This is a genomic window from Kushneria sp. AK178 (assembly GCF_053903105.1).
The window spans coordinates 2104485-2120299 of the sequence record NZ_CP096381.1 but is presented as its reverse complement, the minus strand read 5'-3'; the positions used below and the strand labels follow the sequence as shown (position 1 = coordinate 2120299).

Genomic DNA, 15815 nt, shown 5'->3' with positions numbered 1-15815 from the left:
CGGCGCCTTTCATGGAGGGGCGCCGTTATTTTTCAAGCCCGTCGAGACCTGACATGACCCGACATTTCAATTTCTGTTCCGGCCCCGCCACGCTGCCTACCGCCGTGCTTGAGCGCGCGCGCAATGAGATGCTCGATTTCGAGGGGCGCGGTCTTTCCGTCATGGAGATGAGTCATCGCAGCAAGGCCTTCATTGCCGTGGCCGAGCGGGCCGAGGCCAATCTGCGTGAACTGATGCAGGTGCCGGACAATTACAGCGTGCTGTTCATGCAGGGCGGTGCCACGCAGCAGTTCGGATGTGTGCCGTTCAATCTGCTGGGACAGGGCGGTCGCGGCAACTATCTGGACACCGGTATCTGGTCGCAGAAGGCGCTGAAGGAGGGCCGGCATCTGAGCGAGGCGCATCTGGTGGCGTCGGCCGAGAGCAACGGCTATACCGCCGTGCCCGGTCAGGAAGCGCTGACGCTGTCAGAGGACGCCGCCTATCTGCACTACTGCGATAACGAGACCATCGGCGGGCTTCAGATGGATTACGTACCGCAGGTCGACGCGCCGCTGGTCTGTGACATGTCCTCCTCGATCCTGTCGCGTTCGGTGGATGTGTCGAAATTCGGCGTGATCTATGCCGGGGCGCAGAAAAACATCGGTCCGGCCGGTATCGTCATCGTGATCGTACGCAACGACCTGCTGGATCGCGCCCGCCGTGAAACACCCTCCATGCTGAACTGGAAAGCGTTTGCCGATAACGGTTCAATGCTCAACACGCCGGCCACCTATGCCTGGTATCTATCGGGGCTGGTGTTTGAATGGCTCAAGGGCCAGGGTGGGGTCGACGCGATCGAAAAGGTCAACCGCCGCAAGGCACAAAAACTCTACGACGCCATCGACAGCAGCGGTTTCTATTCCAACCCGATCGCAACGGCCAACCGCTCGCTGACCAACGTACCCTTTGTGCTTCATGATGAGTCGCTCAACCAGACCTTCCTTGACGAGTCCGAGGCCGCCGGTCTTCTGACACTCAAGGGGCATCGCAGTGTGGGCGGTATGCGTGCCAGCCTTTACAACGCCATGCCGGAAGAGGGCGTTGATCGACTGGTAACCTTCATGCAGGATTTCGAGCGTCGCTACGGATAGAGCCCATGACGGATCACCCTTCATCTCATGACAACAGCGGTCAGGACGTGGACCTTGGCGCCCTGCGGGACCGCATCGATTCGCTGGATCAGCAGATTCTCGATCTGATCAGCGAGCGGGCGGCCTGTGCCCAGCAGGTCGCGCACGTCAAACTGACCGAGGACCCGGAGACACTGTTTTACCGGCCCGAGCGTGAGGCTCAGGTGCTCAAGCGCATCATGGCCCTCAACAAGGGGCCGCTGCCCGGCGAGGAGATGGCGCGTCTGTTCCGTGAGATCATGTCGGCCTGTCTGGCGCTGGAAAAGCCGGTGCGCGCCGCCTATCTCGGGCCGGAAGGCACCTTTACCCAGCAGGCCGCGCTCAAGCATTTCGGGGACAGCGCCATCTGCACGCCGCTGCCGGCCATCGATGAGGTCTTTCGCGAAGTCGAGGCGGGCGCGGCCCATTACGGTGTCGTGCCGGTCGAGAACTCGACCGAGGGCGTGGTCAACCATACGCTCGACTCCTTCATGGACACCTCGTTGCGGATCTGCGGTGAGGTGGTACTGCGTATCCACCACCACCTGCTGGTGGGCAGCAACACCCAGCGGGACAAGGTGTCGCGCATCTACTCCCACTCACAGTCGCTGGCGCAGTGTCGCAAGTGGCTGGATGCCCACTATCCGCATGCCGAACGTGTGGCCGTGTCCTCCAACGCTGAAGCGGCGCGGCGGGTCAAGAGCGAATGGCATACTGCCGCCATCGCCGGTGACATGGCGGCGCGGCTCTATGATCTCGAGCGCCTCGAGGAAAAGATCGAGGACATGCCGGACAATTCGACGCGCTTTCTGATCATCGGCAATCACGACGTGCCGCAAAGCGGTGAGGACAAGACGTCGCTGGTGGCCGCCATGCGCAACCAGCCCGGCGCCCTGCACGATCTGCTGGAGCCCTTCCATCGTCATCATGTTGACATGACACGCCTGGAGAGCCGGCCCTCGCGCCACGGTCTCTGGAACTATGTCTTTTTCATCGATTTCAAGGGGCATCAGGAAGAGCCGCGGGTTCAGGCCGCGCTGGAAGAAGTGCGGCTGCGCGCTGCCGATGTGCGCGTGCTGGGCTCGTATCCGGTGGGTGTGCTTTGAGCGAGCCGGGCACTGCGAAGACGTCGACCGTCCTGTCGGAAGAGCCCGGCATTCTGGTGATCGGTCTGGGGCTGATCGGCGGCTCGCTGCTGGCGGCCCTGCGCGAGGCCGGCTATGCGGGGCGCTGCTATGGCGTGGATCTCAATCCCAACGAGGTCGCGCTGGGGCGACGCATGGCACTGATCGATGACGGCGGCGCGGATCCGGCGACCTTTCTGCCGCGCGTCTCGCTGATCGTGCTGGCCGTGCCGGTCATGGCCATTGCACCGGTCATGGCCCAGCTGAGCCGGCTGCGCCAACCCGGTCAGGTGGTGACCGATGTCGGCAGTACCAAGTCGGCCATCCGCGATCAGATTCAGGCGGCCCTGGGCGAGGTGCCGAGCTGGCTGGTGCTGGGGCATCCCATTGCCGGTGCCGAAAAGAGCGGCGTCGAGGCGGCCAACCCGACGCTCTATCAGCGCCACCGTGTCATTCTCACCCCCGATGCCGATACCGACCCCGACGCGCTGCGTCGGATCGAAGGTCTGTGGCGCCTTTGCGGCGCCCATATCGAGCGCCTGACGGTCGAGCGCCATGATGAAGTGCTGGCGCGTACCAGCCATCTGCCGCATCTGCTGGCCTTTTCACTGGTGAATACGCTGGCGCGTCAGGATGATCGGCTTGATATCTTTCGCTACGCCGCCGGCGGCTTTCGTGACTTTACCCGTATCGCCGGCAGCGATCCGGTCATGTGGCGCGATATCTATCTGGCCAACCGGGCGGCCGTTCTCGAGGCGCTTGCCGAGTTCGAAGCCGGGATCAGCGAGCTTCGCGCCGCCGTGGTGGACAGCGACGGGGACGCCATGCTGGGCATCTTTTCCCGCGCCAGCCACGCGCGACACTATTTTGACAGATTACTCAGCCAGAAGAGCTATCAGGCCATGGAAACCAGAAACGTTGTGTACCGTGCGAGCGCCGGCGGGCAGGTGCGGGGCAGTATTCGCGTGCCCGGTGACAAGTCGATGTCGCATCGCTCCATCATGCTGGGCGCGCTGGCCGAGGGTGTGACCACCGTGGAAGGATTTCTCGAAGGCGAGGACAGCCTGGCCACGCTGCAGGCCTTTCGTGAAATGGGCGTGGCGATCGAGGGCCCGCAGGCCGGTCGCGTGGTCATCCACGGCGTCGGCCTTCATGGCCTGAAACAGCCGCAGGGGCCGCTGTATCTGGGCAATTCCGGTACCAGCATGCGTCTGTTTGCCGGGCTCATGGCCGGCCAGGCCTTTGATGTGACCCTGACCGGTGATGCCTCGCTCAATCGTCGTCCGATGGGGCGCGTGGCGGATCCGCTGCGTCTGATGGGAGCCGTGATCGATACCGGTGAAGGCGGCCGGCCGCCGCTGACCATCCGCGGCGGGCAGCGGCTGGCCGGTATCGATTACGACCTTCCCATGGCCAGCGCCCAGGTCAAGTCCTGTCTGCTGCTGGCCGGCATGTATGCCACCGGCGACACCCGGGTGCGCGAGCCGGCTCCCACGCGGGATCACACCGAGCGCATGCTGACAGCCTTTGGCTATCCGGTGGCCCGTCACGAGGATGTGGCTCATATCGAAGGAGGTGGCAGCCTCTCGGGCGGGTTCGTGGATGTACCGGCAGACATCTCGTCGGCGGCCTTTTTCCTGGTGGCGGCGTCCATTACGCCCGGCGCGGATCTGACGCTCGAGCATGTTGGCATCAATCCCACGCGTATCGGTGTCATCAATATCCTTCGCGGGATGGGCGCCAGTATCGAGCTGCTCAACGAGCGCAGGGTCAGCGGGGAGCCGGTGGCCGATCTGCGCGTGCGTTACGCCGAGCTGCACGGTATCGATATTCCGGTGGATCAGGTACCGCTGGCCATCGATGAATTCCCGGTCCTCTTTATTGCCGCCGCCAATGCCCGCGGTACGACACGCCTGCGCGATGCGCTGGAGCTGCGGGTCAAGGAATCGGATCGCATCAAGGCCATGGCGGACGGTCTGGAGGTGCTGGGGGTGGTCAATACCGTGGTCGAGGATGGCATCGACATCGTGGGCGGCCGCTATCAGGGCGGCGAGGTCGAAAGCCTGGGCGATCATCGTATCGCCATGGCCTTTGCGGTAGCGGCCCTGCGCGCCGAAGGTGATATCACCATTCGTGACTGCGCCAACGTCGCCACGTCGTTTCCCGATTTTCCTGCGCTGGCCCGTGAGGTCGGCATGCAGATCGAGGTTGTCCCGGAGGGCGCATGACTCAGCATACAGCCACGGCGGTGATCGCCATCGACGGGCCGGGGGGCGCCGGCAAGGGCACCATCAGCCGGCTGGTCGCCCGACAGCTTGACTGGCACCTGCTCGATTCCGGTGCCCTGTATCGCCTCACGGCACTGGCTGCCGAGCGTCGCGGTGTCGACATGACGGATATGTCGGCCCTTGAAGCCATCGCGCGGGAGCTGGATGTCGTGTTCATCAGCGAAGGCGAGCATACGCGCATCATGCTGGAAGGCGAGGACGTCAGCACCGACATCCGCAATGAACACGTAGGCGGTCTGGCCTCGCAGGTGGCCGCCATTCAGGTCGTGCGCGAAGCGCTTCTGGCACGTCAGCGTGATTTCGCCACGCCGCCGGGCCTGGTGGCCGACGGTCGTGACATGGGCACCGTGGTGTTTCCCGACGCGCCGCTCAAGGTGTTTCTGACGGCCAGTGCCGAGGAGCGCGCGCGCAGACGCTTTGATCAGTTGCGTGAAGCGGGCCATCATGCTAGCCTTTCGAGCCTTTTAAAGGAGATAGAGGCTCGGGACGCGCGTGACACGCAACGGGCGGTGGCGCCATTGAGGCCCGCCGAGGATGCCGTCACCATCGACACGACCGAGCTTTCGATCCCGGATGTCGTGGCACGCATTGAAGCGCTTCTCTCCCGGCGTGGTTTGAAAGGCCCGCAATGAGCGCCTGAGTTTCCGGAGGCCCCGGCAAGACGTCATGGGGTGGCAGCGGTCAACACCTGTAAACCCTGCCACGTCTAACCAGCGTTAACGTCCCCGGGGAGTTTGTCATTGGCCCGCGCTTGCTGGTGGCGTGGAGAATGCGACCGTCCTGGTCGCTTTTCGTTGATCACTATAGGAATACCATGAGCGAAAGCTTTGCAGAACTGTTTGAACAGTCTCTTCAGGACATCAACATGGAACCCGGTGCCATTGTCATGGCGACCGTGGTGGACATTGAAGGTGACTGGATCACTGTTAATGCCGGGCTGAAGTCCGAAGGGCAGATCCCTGCGGCACAGTTTCGTAGCGATAACGGTGAACTGACCATCGGTGTCGGCGATGAAGTCAAGGTTGCGCTGGAAGCCGTTGAAGATGGCTTTGGCGAGACGCGCCTGTCTCGCGAGAAGGCCAAGCGTGCCGAAGCCTGGAAGGAGCTGGAAGCAGCCTTCGAGGAAAACGAAGTCGTCAAGGGCGTGATCAACGGAAAGGTCAAGGGCGGTTTCACCGTCGATGTCAATTCCATCCGTGCCTTCCTGCCGGGCTCGCTCGTCGACGTTCGTCCGGTTCGCGACACCGCGCACCTGGAAAACAAGGAACTCGACTTCAAGGTCATCAAGCTCGACCCGAAGCGCAACAACGTTGTTGTTTCCCGTCGTGCCGTGCTGGAAGCCGAAAACAGTGCCGAGCGCGAAGCGCTGCTCGCGACACTGCAGGAAGGCCAGCAGATCAATGGTATCGTCAAGAACCTGACCGATTACGGCGCCTTCGTCGATCTCGGCGGTGTTGACGGTCTGCTTCACATCACCGACATGGCCTGGAAGCGCATCAAGCATCCGAGCGAAATCGTGGCCGTGGGTGATGAGATCAACGTCAAGGTGCTGAAGTTCGACCGCGAGCGCAACCGCGTGTCGCTGGGCCTGAAGCAGCTGGGCGAGGATCCGTGGGTCAACATCAAGAACCGCTATCCCGAAGGCACCAAGGTCAACGCACGCGTGACCAACCTGACCGACTACGGCTGCTTTGCCGAGCTGGAAGAGGGTGTTGAAGGCCTGGTTCACGTCTCCGAAATGGACTGGACCAACAAGAACATTCATCCCTCCAAGGTCGTCCAGGTTGGTGATGATGTTCAGGTCATGGTGCTGGATATCGACGAAGAGCGTCGTCGTATCTCGCTGGGCATCAAGCAGTGCACTTCCAACCCGTGGGAAGACTTCAGCTCGCGCTTTGCCAAGGGCGATCGTGTCTCCGGTACCATCAAGTCGATCACCGACTTCGGTATCTTCATCGGGCTGGAAGGCAGCATTGATGGTCTGGTGCACCTCTCCGACATCTCCTGGAACGAGACCGGTGAAGAAGCCGTTCGCCGCTATCGCAAGGGCGAAGAGGCCGAAGCGGTTATCCTGTCGATCGATCCGGAGCGCGAGCGCATCTCGCTGGGCATCAAGCAGCTGGAAAGCGACCCGATGTCCGAGTACCTGGCCGTCAACGACAAGGGCGCCATGGTCTCCGGTCGTGTCACGGAAGTTGACGCTCGTGAAGCCTATGTTGAACTGGCAACCGACGTGATTGCCGTGCTCAAGGCCTCCGAGATCAGCACTGATCGCGTTGAAGACGCACGCACCGTGATCAGCGAAGGCGATAGCGTCGAAGCGCGCATCGTTGGCGTCGATCGCAAGAACCGCGTCATCAACCTGTCCATCCGCGCCAAGGATCAGGACGAGACGCGTCAGAACATGCGCAACATGCGTGAGCAGGAGACCGATACTTCCGGTCCGACCACTATCGGTGATCTGATCAAGCAGCAGATGAATCAGGACTGATAGCACGCGGGTGGCCATCGCTGGATGGCCGCCGAAGTGTGTTCAGATACATGAATGATGCTGTCGTCAGCAGGGCCGGACCGGCTGGCGACAGTGTTGAAATCACGGATTCAATCGCCCCTGATCACTCAGGGAGACGGAGGTAACATGCAGGTCGTCAGCTCACTCAAGTCAGCCAAGACTCGCCACAAGGATTGCCAGGTCGTCAAGCGCCGCGGTCGCGTTTACGTCATCTGCAAGTCCAACCCGCGCTTCAAGGCCGTTCAGGGCCGTCCGAAGCCCAAGCGTTAATGCCACAGGCATGACGGGATACCCTCGGGTATCGAACGCGAAAGGCCCCCGATGATTCTTCATTGGGGGCCTTTTCATGTCGTGGTGCTGCACAAGCGTTCATAAAAAAGGCCCATCCCGGGGATGGGCCTGTCGGATGTCATGGCGCCGTGATACCAACCATCACCGCTGATCGTTACGGTTGTCGATGGTCTTTCGGTAGTTGTCGATAAAGGGCTGTTCCGCCTTGTCGATGCGATCCATGCCGGCCACGACCCGGTGCCAGTATGGATACTGGGGCGCCGGGCGCGTGGCCGCTTCGATACGATCGATATCTTCCTGATCCAGCGTCATCTCGGCGGCGGCCAGATCATCCCTGAGGTGCTCTTCATTGCGTGCCCCGATGATCAGGGAGGTCACGCCCGGACGATCCTTGAGCCAGGCCAGGCAGGTACGCGGGATCGAGGCGTTGTGCTTGTCGCCGATCTCGGCCAGAAGCTCGATGATGTCATAGGCGCGTTCCATATCATGGATATAGGGCTCGGGCCAGTCGTTGCCCTGACGGGTGCCTTCCGGCGCCTTCTGGCCGCGACGCAGCTTGCCGTTGAAAACGCCTTCCCCCAGCGGGCCCCAGACCAGAGTTCCAACGTTCTGATCGATGGCCAGCGGCATCAGCTCGTATTCGGCCTCGCGTGCCTCGGGCGTGTAGTAGATCTGCTGGCTGATCGGCTGTGCCAGATTATGCAGCTCGGCCTTGCCGATGGTTTTCATCATCTGCCAGCCGGTAAAGTTGGACGTGCCATAGTAGCGAATCTTGCCGCTCTGGATCAGATGATCGAGGGCGTAGAGCATCTCTTCGACGGGCGTCACGCCATCCCAGTTATGCATCTGATAGAGATCGATATGATCGGTGCCCAAACGCTTGAGGCTTGCCTCACAGGCATTGATCAGATGATAGCGTGAAAAGCCGCTGTGATTGGGATTGTTGCCCATCGGGCTGCGCGCCTTGGAGGCAAGGATGATGTCGTTGCGCTTGTCACCAAGCGCGCGACCCACCAGCTCTTCGGCTTCGCCCATGGAGTAGAGATCGGCCGTATCGATCAGATTGACGCCGGCATCCAGGGCCATGTCGAACTGGCGTCGCGCGCCATCGATATCAACGCTGGCCGCCTTCTCGAAGCCACCGCTGCCACCAAAGGGCACGGTGCCCAGCACGATTTCGGATACCAGCAGGCCGGAGTTGCCAAGCGGACGATATTTCATGTTGAAAGCTTCCCTGTTTTCCGAACAAGACCATCGAGTGATTGGTCGAGGCACAAGCCTGGCAGATCGGACCAGAGCGGCAAGTCATGAATCATTGACCCGAAAGAAGACACCGAGGTTGCAGGTTATCGATCCCGATGACGCTCGCGCAGTTCGTCGAGCACCAGCGCGCAAAAGCCTCGAATCTCCTGAAGTCTGGGACGGGCTTCATGGATGAGCGTATCCACCGACTCCAGCTCGCGCCTTTGAGCCTCCCGCGTCGCGAGTTCGGCCCTGATCTCTTCTATCAGCTCGGCGGACTCATTGAGCATGGCTTCGAGCTCGGCCGTTGATGTCGTCTCAATGCGATGTTCGATACTCATGGCACTATCCTGTCACGGCAGTGATGGCAATCAGGGCAGCAGGCAGCGCAATGAACGCGCCCATGACCCAGGCGGCTGCCAGTACCTTGCGCTCCGCGGCCAGTTCACCCAGCCGCAGAGCGCCCTTGACGGGCAGCAGTCGTAAAAATGGCAGGCCGCCAATGACCAGCATGGCCAGCAGATTGAAAAAGAGATGCACCAGAGCAATCTCCAGCGCCAGCGTGGCGTTGGCGCCGCTGATCGCCGTGGCGGCCAGTAGCGCGGTAAAGGTGGTACCAATGTTGCTGCCGATCGTGAACGGATAGATCTGCTTCAGGCTGAAGGTTCCCGACCCCGCCAGCGGCACCATCAGACTGGTGGTGGTGGAGGAGGACTGCACCAGAAGGGTGACCAGCGCACCGGAGGTGACCCCGGCCACCGGGCCGCGGCCTATGGCGCCATTCATGATGCGCCTGGCGCGCCCGACCATCAGCTTCCTGAGCAGCTTGCCAATGTAGCGGATGGCCAGAAAGATCGCCGCGATCCCCAGCGCAATCATCACGATACCGCTCAAAACGGTCGGCAGTATCGAGGCAAGATTGTCGACCATGCCGGTGACGGGGTCGGTGGCCATACCGATCAGGTTGGCATTGTCGATGGACAGGTCGGCATCGCCGTAGAACAACACGGCTACTTGCTCGGCCAGCCGTTCCAGAGGGCTGAAGAGTATCTCCAGAGGCAGGAGAATGACGACCGCCAGAAAGTTGAAGAAATCATGCACAGTGGCTGCGGCAAAGGCGCGACGAAATTCGTCCCTGTGACGCACGTGTCCGAGGCTGACCAGGGTATTCGTCATGGTGGTGCCGATGTTCGCTCCCATCACCATCGGCACCGCAATGCCCACGGGCAGGCCGCCCGCGACCATGGCCACAATAATGGAAGTTACCGTCGAGGAGGATTGAATCAGCGACGTGGCCATGATGCCCACCATCAGCCCCACGAAGGGGTTGGTGGCAAAATTGAAAAGCTGCTCGGCGTGATCGCCCGTCGCTGTACTGAAGCCATCGCCAATGATGGATACCGCGCAGACAAGACAGTAAATCAGCAGGAAAAGCGTCAGCCACTGTCTGATTCGTTCGCTACGCGGCGCACTGTCTCCCCGGTCATCGGCGGACTGATCCACCGTTTTGCCTGTTGCTTCGGCCATCGTCCTTTCCTCGTTGGGCAGTCAAGCGTGCTCACTGTGTGACCCGATCCCGCTCAGCATGAGGGCCCATTGATGACAATGATGTGACGAGGCGCCCATTTTGAAGCGACCGGGGCGTATCGCAGTTGAAAGGGGAGCAGAAAAAGAGAGGACGGAAGAGGGGGGATGGATCGCCGGCATCAATACAGGGTGCCGGCGATCATCAAACAGGGGGGCGGCCGGTGTTAAAGGTCTTCTTCGGTAACGTCGTCGGGAGACAGCCGCAGGCCGTTCGCAGGCAGCGGATGGCTGTCCAGGCGCGGGCCCTCCTGTGTCAGCTTCAGACGACCCTGCAAGAACCAGCGCACCGTCATCGGATAGATCACATGCTCTCGCGTGAGCACCCGCTCTGCCAGCGTCGCTTCATCATCCTCAGTCATGACATCGACTGCGGCCTGGACCACCACCGGGCCGCCGTCGAGCTCATCGGTGACGAAGTGCACGCTGGCGCCATGCTCCCGGGCGTTATCGGCAAGCGCCCGGGCATGCGTATCCAGACCGCGATACGCCGGCAGCAGCGAGGGGTGGATGTTAAGCATGCGACCGTAATAGCGTCGTACAAGGGCCGGCGTCAGGATGCGCATGAATCCGGCCAGTACGACCAGATCCGGCGCGTGCCGGTCGATGACCTTGACCAGGGCCGCGTCGAAGGCGTCCCGGGAGTCGTACTCGTGATGAGGGAGTACCACGGCAGGAATGCCGGCTTCCCGGGCACGTACCAGCCCGTAGGCGTCGCCGCGATTGGAGATGACAGCGGCAATCTCGCCGCCCAGCTCATCGTGGGCTTCGGCATCGATCAGCGCCTGCAGATTGCTGCCGCTGCCCGAGATCAGGACCACCAGCCGCTGGCGGTCGGGCTGTTCGAACTGGTCTTCCTGCTCGGTGGTGTCGGTATCGGACATGAAAATTCCTGCCTGGTTACGGGCGTGCGTTGTCGAGCGTCACGCTCGGCTGCGACTCATCCGAGCGAGTGACATGTCCCAGTCGGTAAACGGTTTCGCCCGTGCTTTCCAGAAAGGTCTCGGCCTGATCGGCCTGAGCGGCGGGGACGACGACCACCATGCCGATGCCGCAGTTGAGGACGCGATGCATCTCGGTGTCGTCGATGTTGCCCTCGCGCTGCAGCCAGTCGAATACCGCCGGGCGGGGCCAGGCCTGTGTATCGATGTGAACGCAGGTATGCGGCGGCAGCACGCGGGGGATATTCTCGAGCAGACCGCCGCCGGTGATGTGAGACAGGGCGTGCACGGCGATATCGCTGTCATGAAGCATGGCCAGCAGCGACTTGACGTAGATCCGCGTCGGCGCCATCAGTGCCTCGCGCAGGGTCTGGCCGTCCTCCAGCCGGGTATCGGGCGAGATGTCGCTGCGCTCGAGGATGCGGCGAACCAGCGAATAGCCATTGGAATGCGGCCCACTGGACGCCAGCCCCAGCACCACGTCACCTTCGCCGACCCGGGTGCCATCAAGGATCTCCGATTTCTCGACGATACCGACACAAAAGCCGGCCAGATCATAGTCAGAGCCTTCATACATGCCCGGCATTTCCGCCGTTTCGCCGCCGACCAGCGCACAGCCTGCCTGACGGCACCCCTCGCCGATTCCCGTGACCACATCCGCTGCCATCTCGACATTGAGCTTGCCGGTGGCGTAGTAGTCGAGAAAGAACAGGGGCTCGGCCCCGGCCACGACCAGGTCATTGACGCACATGGCCACCAGATCGATACCGATGGTGTCATGACGCCCCAGCTCCATGGCCAGTCTCAGCTTGGTGCCGACGCCATCGGTCCCCGAGACCAGCACCGGTTCACGATAACCGCTGGGCAGCTCGCAGAGCGCGCCAAAACCGCCGAGCCCGCCCATCACTTCCGGTCGCATTGTACTTTTGGCGACATGCTTGATGCGCTCGACCAGCGCATTACCGGCATCGATATCGACACCGGCATCCTTGTAGGAAAGGGATTCACGAGACGACGGCTCGGTCATGTTGGGGTCCTGTCACTGAAAATGAGACGGGGTTCCGGCCGGGGCCAGAGCGATATTCAAGAAGGGCGGCATTGTACCATCGGCCATGGTCAATCGCATCGCAACGACAGACCGCGATGACCGGGGATTGACAGGCTGCCCCGAATCGCCGGGTTCATGATAATGTGTCCGTCACTCCTCTTGTTTTGAGCATGGACGCCGTAATGAGTCCGGATACCCTACAGCTTCCGCTAGGCGTCGGTGTGCGTGACGACGCCACGTTTGCCAGCTTCTGGCCCGGTGCCAATGCAGGCCTTGTGGCCCATCTGCGCCAACAGCTCGATGACAGCGGCGAGCAGTTTGTCTATCTCTGGGGGCCTTCCGGCAGCGGGCGGACCCATCTGCTTCAGGCGGCCTGTCTGGAGGCGAGCGACCGGGGGGCCAGAGCGCTGTATCTGCCGCTGAATGACCTGGGGCACTTTCCGCCACACATGCTCGAGGACCTTGAGACGCTGGATCTGATCGCCATCGACGATCTCGAGCGCGTGATCGGCCGCAAGCGCTGGGAAGAAGCGCTTTTCCACTGCTTCAACCGTCTTCGGGACGCCAACTGTCGCCTGGTCATTGCCGCTCAAGCCTCGCCCCGGGCGCTGCCTGTCGTGCTGCCGGATCTGGCCTCGCGACTGGGGTGGGGAATGACCTTTCATCTACAGCCGCTGAGCGATCAGGACCGGCTGGAAGTGCTGCGCCTGCGCGCGCATCAGCGCGGCATGCAGCTTCCCGATGAAGTCGCCCGCTACATGCTGCATCGCGGTCCGCGCCGGCTGGGCGACATGCTGGCACTGCTGACGCGCCTTGATCGCGCCTCGCTCTCTGCACAGCGCCGGTTGACCATCCCCTTTGTCAAGCAGGCGCTGGACTGGTAAAGGGTCTGCGCCGGTCAATCGGTATCCGGAAAACTGGCAGTTCGGATGAGGTGATCTATACTTCCTGTCAACACTTCTGGTTTCCTGTTCACCGCCCCTTTCCCCGGGCGGTTTTTTATGGCCTGCACAACACCACAAGTGTGTTATTCCGCCGCTTCGGGCGTACGGACACAAAAAACCGGCTCTCACGGGAGCCGGTTTTTTGATATCTGTCGTACCGATCAGTGCTTAACGACGTGTGATCAGCGCACCCAGTACAAAACCGACGGTGGCTGCCACGGCCAGTGCGCCTACCGGCTGCTTGACTGTGAATTCACGAGCGCTGTCGACGACTTCGCCATACTGGGACTGCACCTGGCCTGCGGCGCTGCGCAGCCTGCCTTCGGAGCGATGCTCGTTATCATCGGTAAAGTCACCATAGGCTTCCTGCGCCTTGCCTACCGCGTTTTTGGTTTCGCCTTCAATCTGGTTCTTGAACATGGTGTCCTGACTCCGATGGGTGAATAAAGCTTGTACTTTCTTAAATCTATCTCATGTTGGCAGTTACGCCAGCATTATCTGCATTTCGGCACAACAAAATTGTCACATGAAGGCAGCACGTCGGAGCCATCCATGGGCGACGCGCACCCCGGTGTCAGGGCGCCAGAAGATAGCCGCTACGGCGGCTGTCGTGTCCGGCCAGATCCGCCACAATCATGCCGGCGGTGGCCATGCGTCGCTGGCTTCTGGCATAGATCATGCCGTCCTGTGTCGCGCGTACTTCATGTGCCACATCGCGAATGGGGTCGATGACTTCCGCCACCAATTGGCCATTTGCAACCCGGTCTCCCGCTGCAACATGAAAGACCAGCAGGCCACCTTCGGGAGCGGTCAGAAATTCCATGGCCGACAGAGGCGTGGGAGGGAAAAGCAGCGCCGGCAGTTCAGGGGGCTCGCCATGCGCAAGACCAAGCTGCATCATCCAGTGCACAATGGCATTGCTGTCATGGTCGGCCAGCCCATGGTCGACATCATCCTGCCCACGCAGCTCCAGAGTAATGGACTGTGTGCCATAACCGATCGGAAAACGATCGCCCAGATGTTCGCGTAGCTGCTCCCAGACCAGCGTAAAGCACTCATCAAAGGACTGGCCCCCGGAGTCCGTCGCCAGCATGCTGGCACGAGAGCCGAAATAACGCGCCAGTGGCTCGAACGTCGGCCAGGCGGCCGGCGTGGTGTACAGATGTTCGACGGCGTTGAAATCGCAGTGCAGGTCCAGCACGTAGTCGGCCTGGCACGCCAGGCGTTGTAGGGTCAGCTGCAGTGACTCGAGAGTGTTGGCCGGCGTTCTGGCGTCAAGTGCTGCCAGAAAGCGTGTCCGGATAATACGGGCATTGTCGTTTTCACTCTCGCCCAGCGCGGCGTCGAGCCCCTCGGCAATGTCGGCTGTCATGTCCGGGTAGTGGCGATTGAAGTTTTTCAGGGTTTCCAGCTCATAACGCCCCAGCGGGACATCCATCAGCTGCTGGGTCAGCCCGATCGGATTGGCGACCGGCACGATACAGACGCGCGCGTGTAGAAGACCGGCGGCCTCAAGCTCGGCCATGCGCTGCTTGAGCTTCCAGGCCACCAGCATGCCCGGCAGCTCATCGGCATGAAGTGAGCTCTGGATATAGATGCTGTGTTCGCTGTCCGGCGGGCCATAGTGAAAGCTGTGCAGTTGTGTGGCAGTACCGGGTACGGCGGACATGAGCTCATGAATACGGTGTTGCACGATATTGTCCAGGGAGCTTTTGTGAGGTCATGCAGGTGGCGCCGAGCGCCACCCGGTATCGCGAAGCGGAGTGCTGCGCACGGTCCACTCAGGGCTGGCGGCTGTCCGATGGAATGGACAGATCATAGTCGAAGTACTGGTGCATCAGTCTGTCAAAAGTGCCATCAGCATAGACGTCACGAATGGCCTGATTGAATTTCTCGGCCAATGCCTTGTCACGCGGTCTGAAGGCCATCGCCGCGCCGCTGCCAAAAATGCGTTCGGGAGTACTGATTTCAGGACCGATCTGCTTGAAGGGACTGTCTTCATTTCGAAAGTCGATACTCTCGATGGCCAGCGGATAATCCTCAAAGGCCAGATCCAGTCGTCCGGCTTCAAGATCATTTTTAACGTCCCGGGAAGAGCCATAGCGGCGTATGTCGAGCACATCACCGTACATCTCGGTGACGTAGACATCGCGAATGGAGCCGCGCTGCACGCCGACACTCAGGCCTTCGAGGCTGTCACGGTCATCGATGCTGATATCGCGATCACGTGACGTGATCCAGAGACTGGGGGTGTTGTAATAGGGAATTGAAAAGAGCACCTGGCGTTCACGCTCGGGCGTAATCGCCATGGAAGACAAAATGGCATCGTACTTGCGAGCCATCAGGCCCGGGATAATGCCATCCCAGGGCTGCTCGACCCAGCTGCATTCGAGCTTGGCGCGCCGACAGAGTTCATTGCCCAGGTCGATCTCGAACCCTTCAAGCTGACCATTGGGCGCTCGGTATACGAAGGGATCATAGGGAACATCAATGGCCAGTGTGACATCGTCCGGCGTGCGAGCCATGGCACTACCCGATATCAGTAGCGTGGCAATGCAGGTGGCACTCAAAAATCTTTTCATTGTCCTGAATCGGGGGGTCGTCATCGACACGAGTGCCGAGTGTATACCTGCCATGACAACGCACAACAGGCCCTGCGACACCTCTCGCCACCGGCCCTGGCCCGCTGA

The 15815-nt window shown here is 61.2% G+C and carries 15 protein-coding genes; 7 read left to right on the top strand and 8 right to left on the bottom strand.

What is annotated here, in order from left to right:
- The first annotated feature begins 53 nt into the window (after positions 1-53).
- The 6 genes from serC (at position 54) to ykgO (ending at position 7345) form a co-directional block, all read left to right on the top strand.
- Positions 54-1133 (top strand): 3-phosphoserine/phosphohydroxythreonine transaminase, encoded by a 1080-nt coding sequence (serC, locus tag M1D97_RS09615; protein WP_456267524.1) that lies wholly within the window; start codon positions 54-56, stop codon positions 1131-1133.
- Between the two features lie 5 nt (positions 1134-1138).
- Positions 1139-2257, top strand: a complete 1119-nt coding sequence (pheA, locus tag M1D97_RS09610; RefSeq protein WP_456267523.1) for a prephenate dehydratase — start codon at positions 1139-1141, stop codon at positions 2255-2257.
- Positions 2254-4503, top strand: coding sequence for a bifunctional prephenate dehydrogenase/3-phosphoshikimate 1-carboxyvinyltransferase (locus M1D97_RS09605; RefSeq protein ID WP_456267522.1), 2250 nt, complete (start codon positions 2254-2256; stop codon positions 4501-4503). Before pheA ends, M1D97_RS09605 begins: the two co-directional genes overlap by 4 nt.
- Complete coding sequence (gene cmk, locus M1D97_RS09600; protein ID WP_456267521.1) at positions 4500-5195, top strand: (d)CMP kinase; 696 nt, start codon at positions 4500-4502, stop codon at positions 5193-5195. Before M1D97_RS09605 ends, cmk begins: the two co-directional genes overlap by 4 nt.
- A gap of 182 nt (positions 5196-5377) precedes the next feature.
- Positions 5378-7054 (top strand): 30S ribosomal protein S1, encoded by a 1677-nt coding sequence (rpsA, locus tag M1D97_RS09595; RefSeq protein WP_456267520.1) that lies wholly within the window; start codon positions 5378-5380, stop codon positions 7052-7054.
- Positions 7055-7201: 147 nt separating this feature from the next.
- Entirely contained in the window at positions 7202-7345 is a 144-nt protein-coding gene (ykgO, locus tag M1D97_RS09590; protein ID WP_086901426.1) for a type B 50S ribosomal protein L36, read from the top strand.
- A gap of 162 nt (positions 7346-7507) precedes the next feature.
- Here the strand turns inward: ykgO and M1D97_RS09585 are convergent, their stop codons facing one another.
- The 5 genes from M1D97_RS09585 to purM all read right to left on the bottom strand — a co-directional run bounded on the left by M1D97_RS09585 (position 7508) and on the right by purM (position 12160).
- On the bottom strand, positions 7508-8587 hold the full coding sequence (locus M1D97_RS09585) for an aldo/keto reductase (RefSeq protein ID WP_456267519.1): 1080 nt from the start codon (positions 8585-8587) through the stop codon (positions 7508-7510).
- Positions 8588-8712: 125 nt separating this feature from the next.
- A complete protein-coding gene (locus M1D97_RS09580) occupies positions 8713-8949 on the bottom strand; it encodes a hypothetical protein (RefSeq protein WP_456267518.1) in 237 nt (78 codons plus the stop codon).
- A gap of 4 nt (positions 8950-8953) precedes the next feature.
- Positions 8954-10135, bottom strand: a complete 1182-nt coding sequence (locus tag M1D97_RS09575) for a Na/Pi symporter (RefSeq protein WP_456267517.1) — start codon at positions 10133-10135, stop codon at positions 8954-8956.
- Positions 10136-10359: 224 nt separating this feature from the next.
- Entirely contained in the window at positions 10360-11076 is a 717-nt protein-coding gene (purN, locus tag M1D97_RS09570; RefSeq protein ID WP_456267516.1) for a phosphoribosylglycinamide formyltransferase, read from the bottom strand.
- Between the two features lie 16 nt (positions 11077-11092).
- Positions 11093-12160 carry a phosphoribosylformylglycinamidine cyclo-ligase gene (gene purM / locus M1D97_RS09565; protein WP_456267515.1) on the bottom strand — a complete coding sequence of 356 codons (1068 nt, stop codon included), beginning with the start codon at positions 12158-12160 and terminating at the stop codon, positions 11093-11095.
- 203 nt (positions 12161-12363) lie between these two features.
- On the opposite strand from purM, the gene hda reads away from it, so the two are divergent.
- On the top strand, positions 12364-13065 hold the full coding sequence (gene hda / locus M1D97_RS09560) for a DnaA regulatory inactivator Hda (protein ID WP_456267514.1): 702 nt from the start codon (positions 12364-12366) through the stop codon (positions 13063-13065).
- A gap of 228 nt (positions 13066-13293) precedes the next feature.
- Here hda and M1D97_RS09555 read toward each other — a convergent pair whose 3' ends face one another.
- From M1D97_RS09555 to M1D97_RS09545, 3 genes are all read right to left on the bottom strand, one after another.
- On the bottom strand, positions 13294-13545 hold the full coding sequence (locus M1D97_RS09555; protein ID WP_456267513.1) for a CsbD family protein: 252 nt from the start codon (positions 13543-13545) through the stop codon (positions 13294-13296).
- Between the two features lie 154 nt (positions 13546-13699).
- Complete coding sequence (locus tag M1D97_RS09550) at positions 13700-14818, bottom strand: succinylglutamate desuccinylase/aspartoacylase family protein (protein WP_456267512.1); 1119 nt, start codon at positions 14816-14818, stop codon at positions 13700-13702.
- Between the two features lie 88 nt (positions 14819-14906).
- Positions 14907-15707 (bottom strand): transporter substrate-binding domain-containing protein, encoded by an 801-nt coding sequence (locus tag M1D97_RS09545; RefSeq protein WP_456267511.1) that lies wholly within the window; start codon positions 15705-15707, stop codon positions 14907-14909.
- Between the last annotated feature and the right edge of the window lie 108 nt (positions 15708-15815).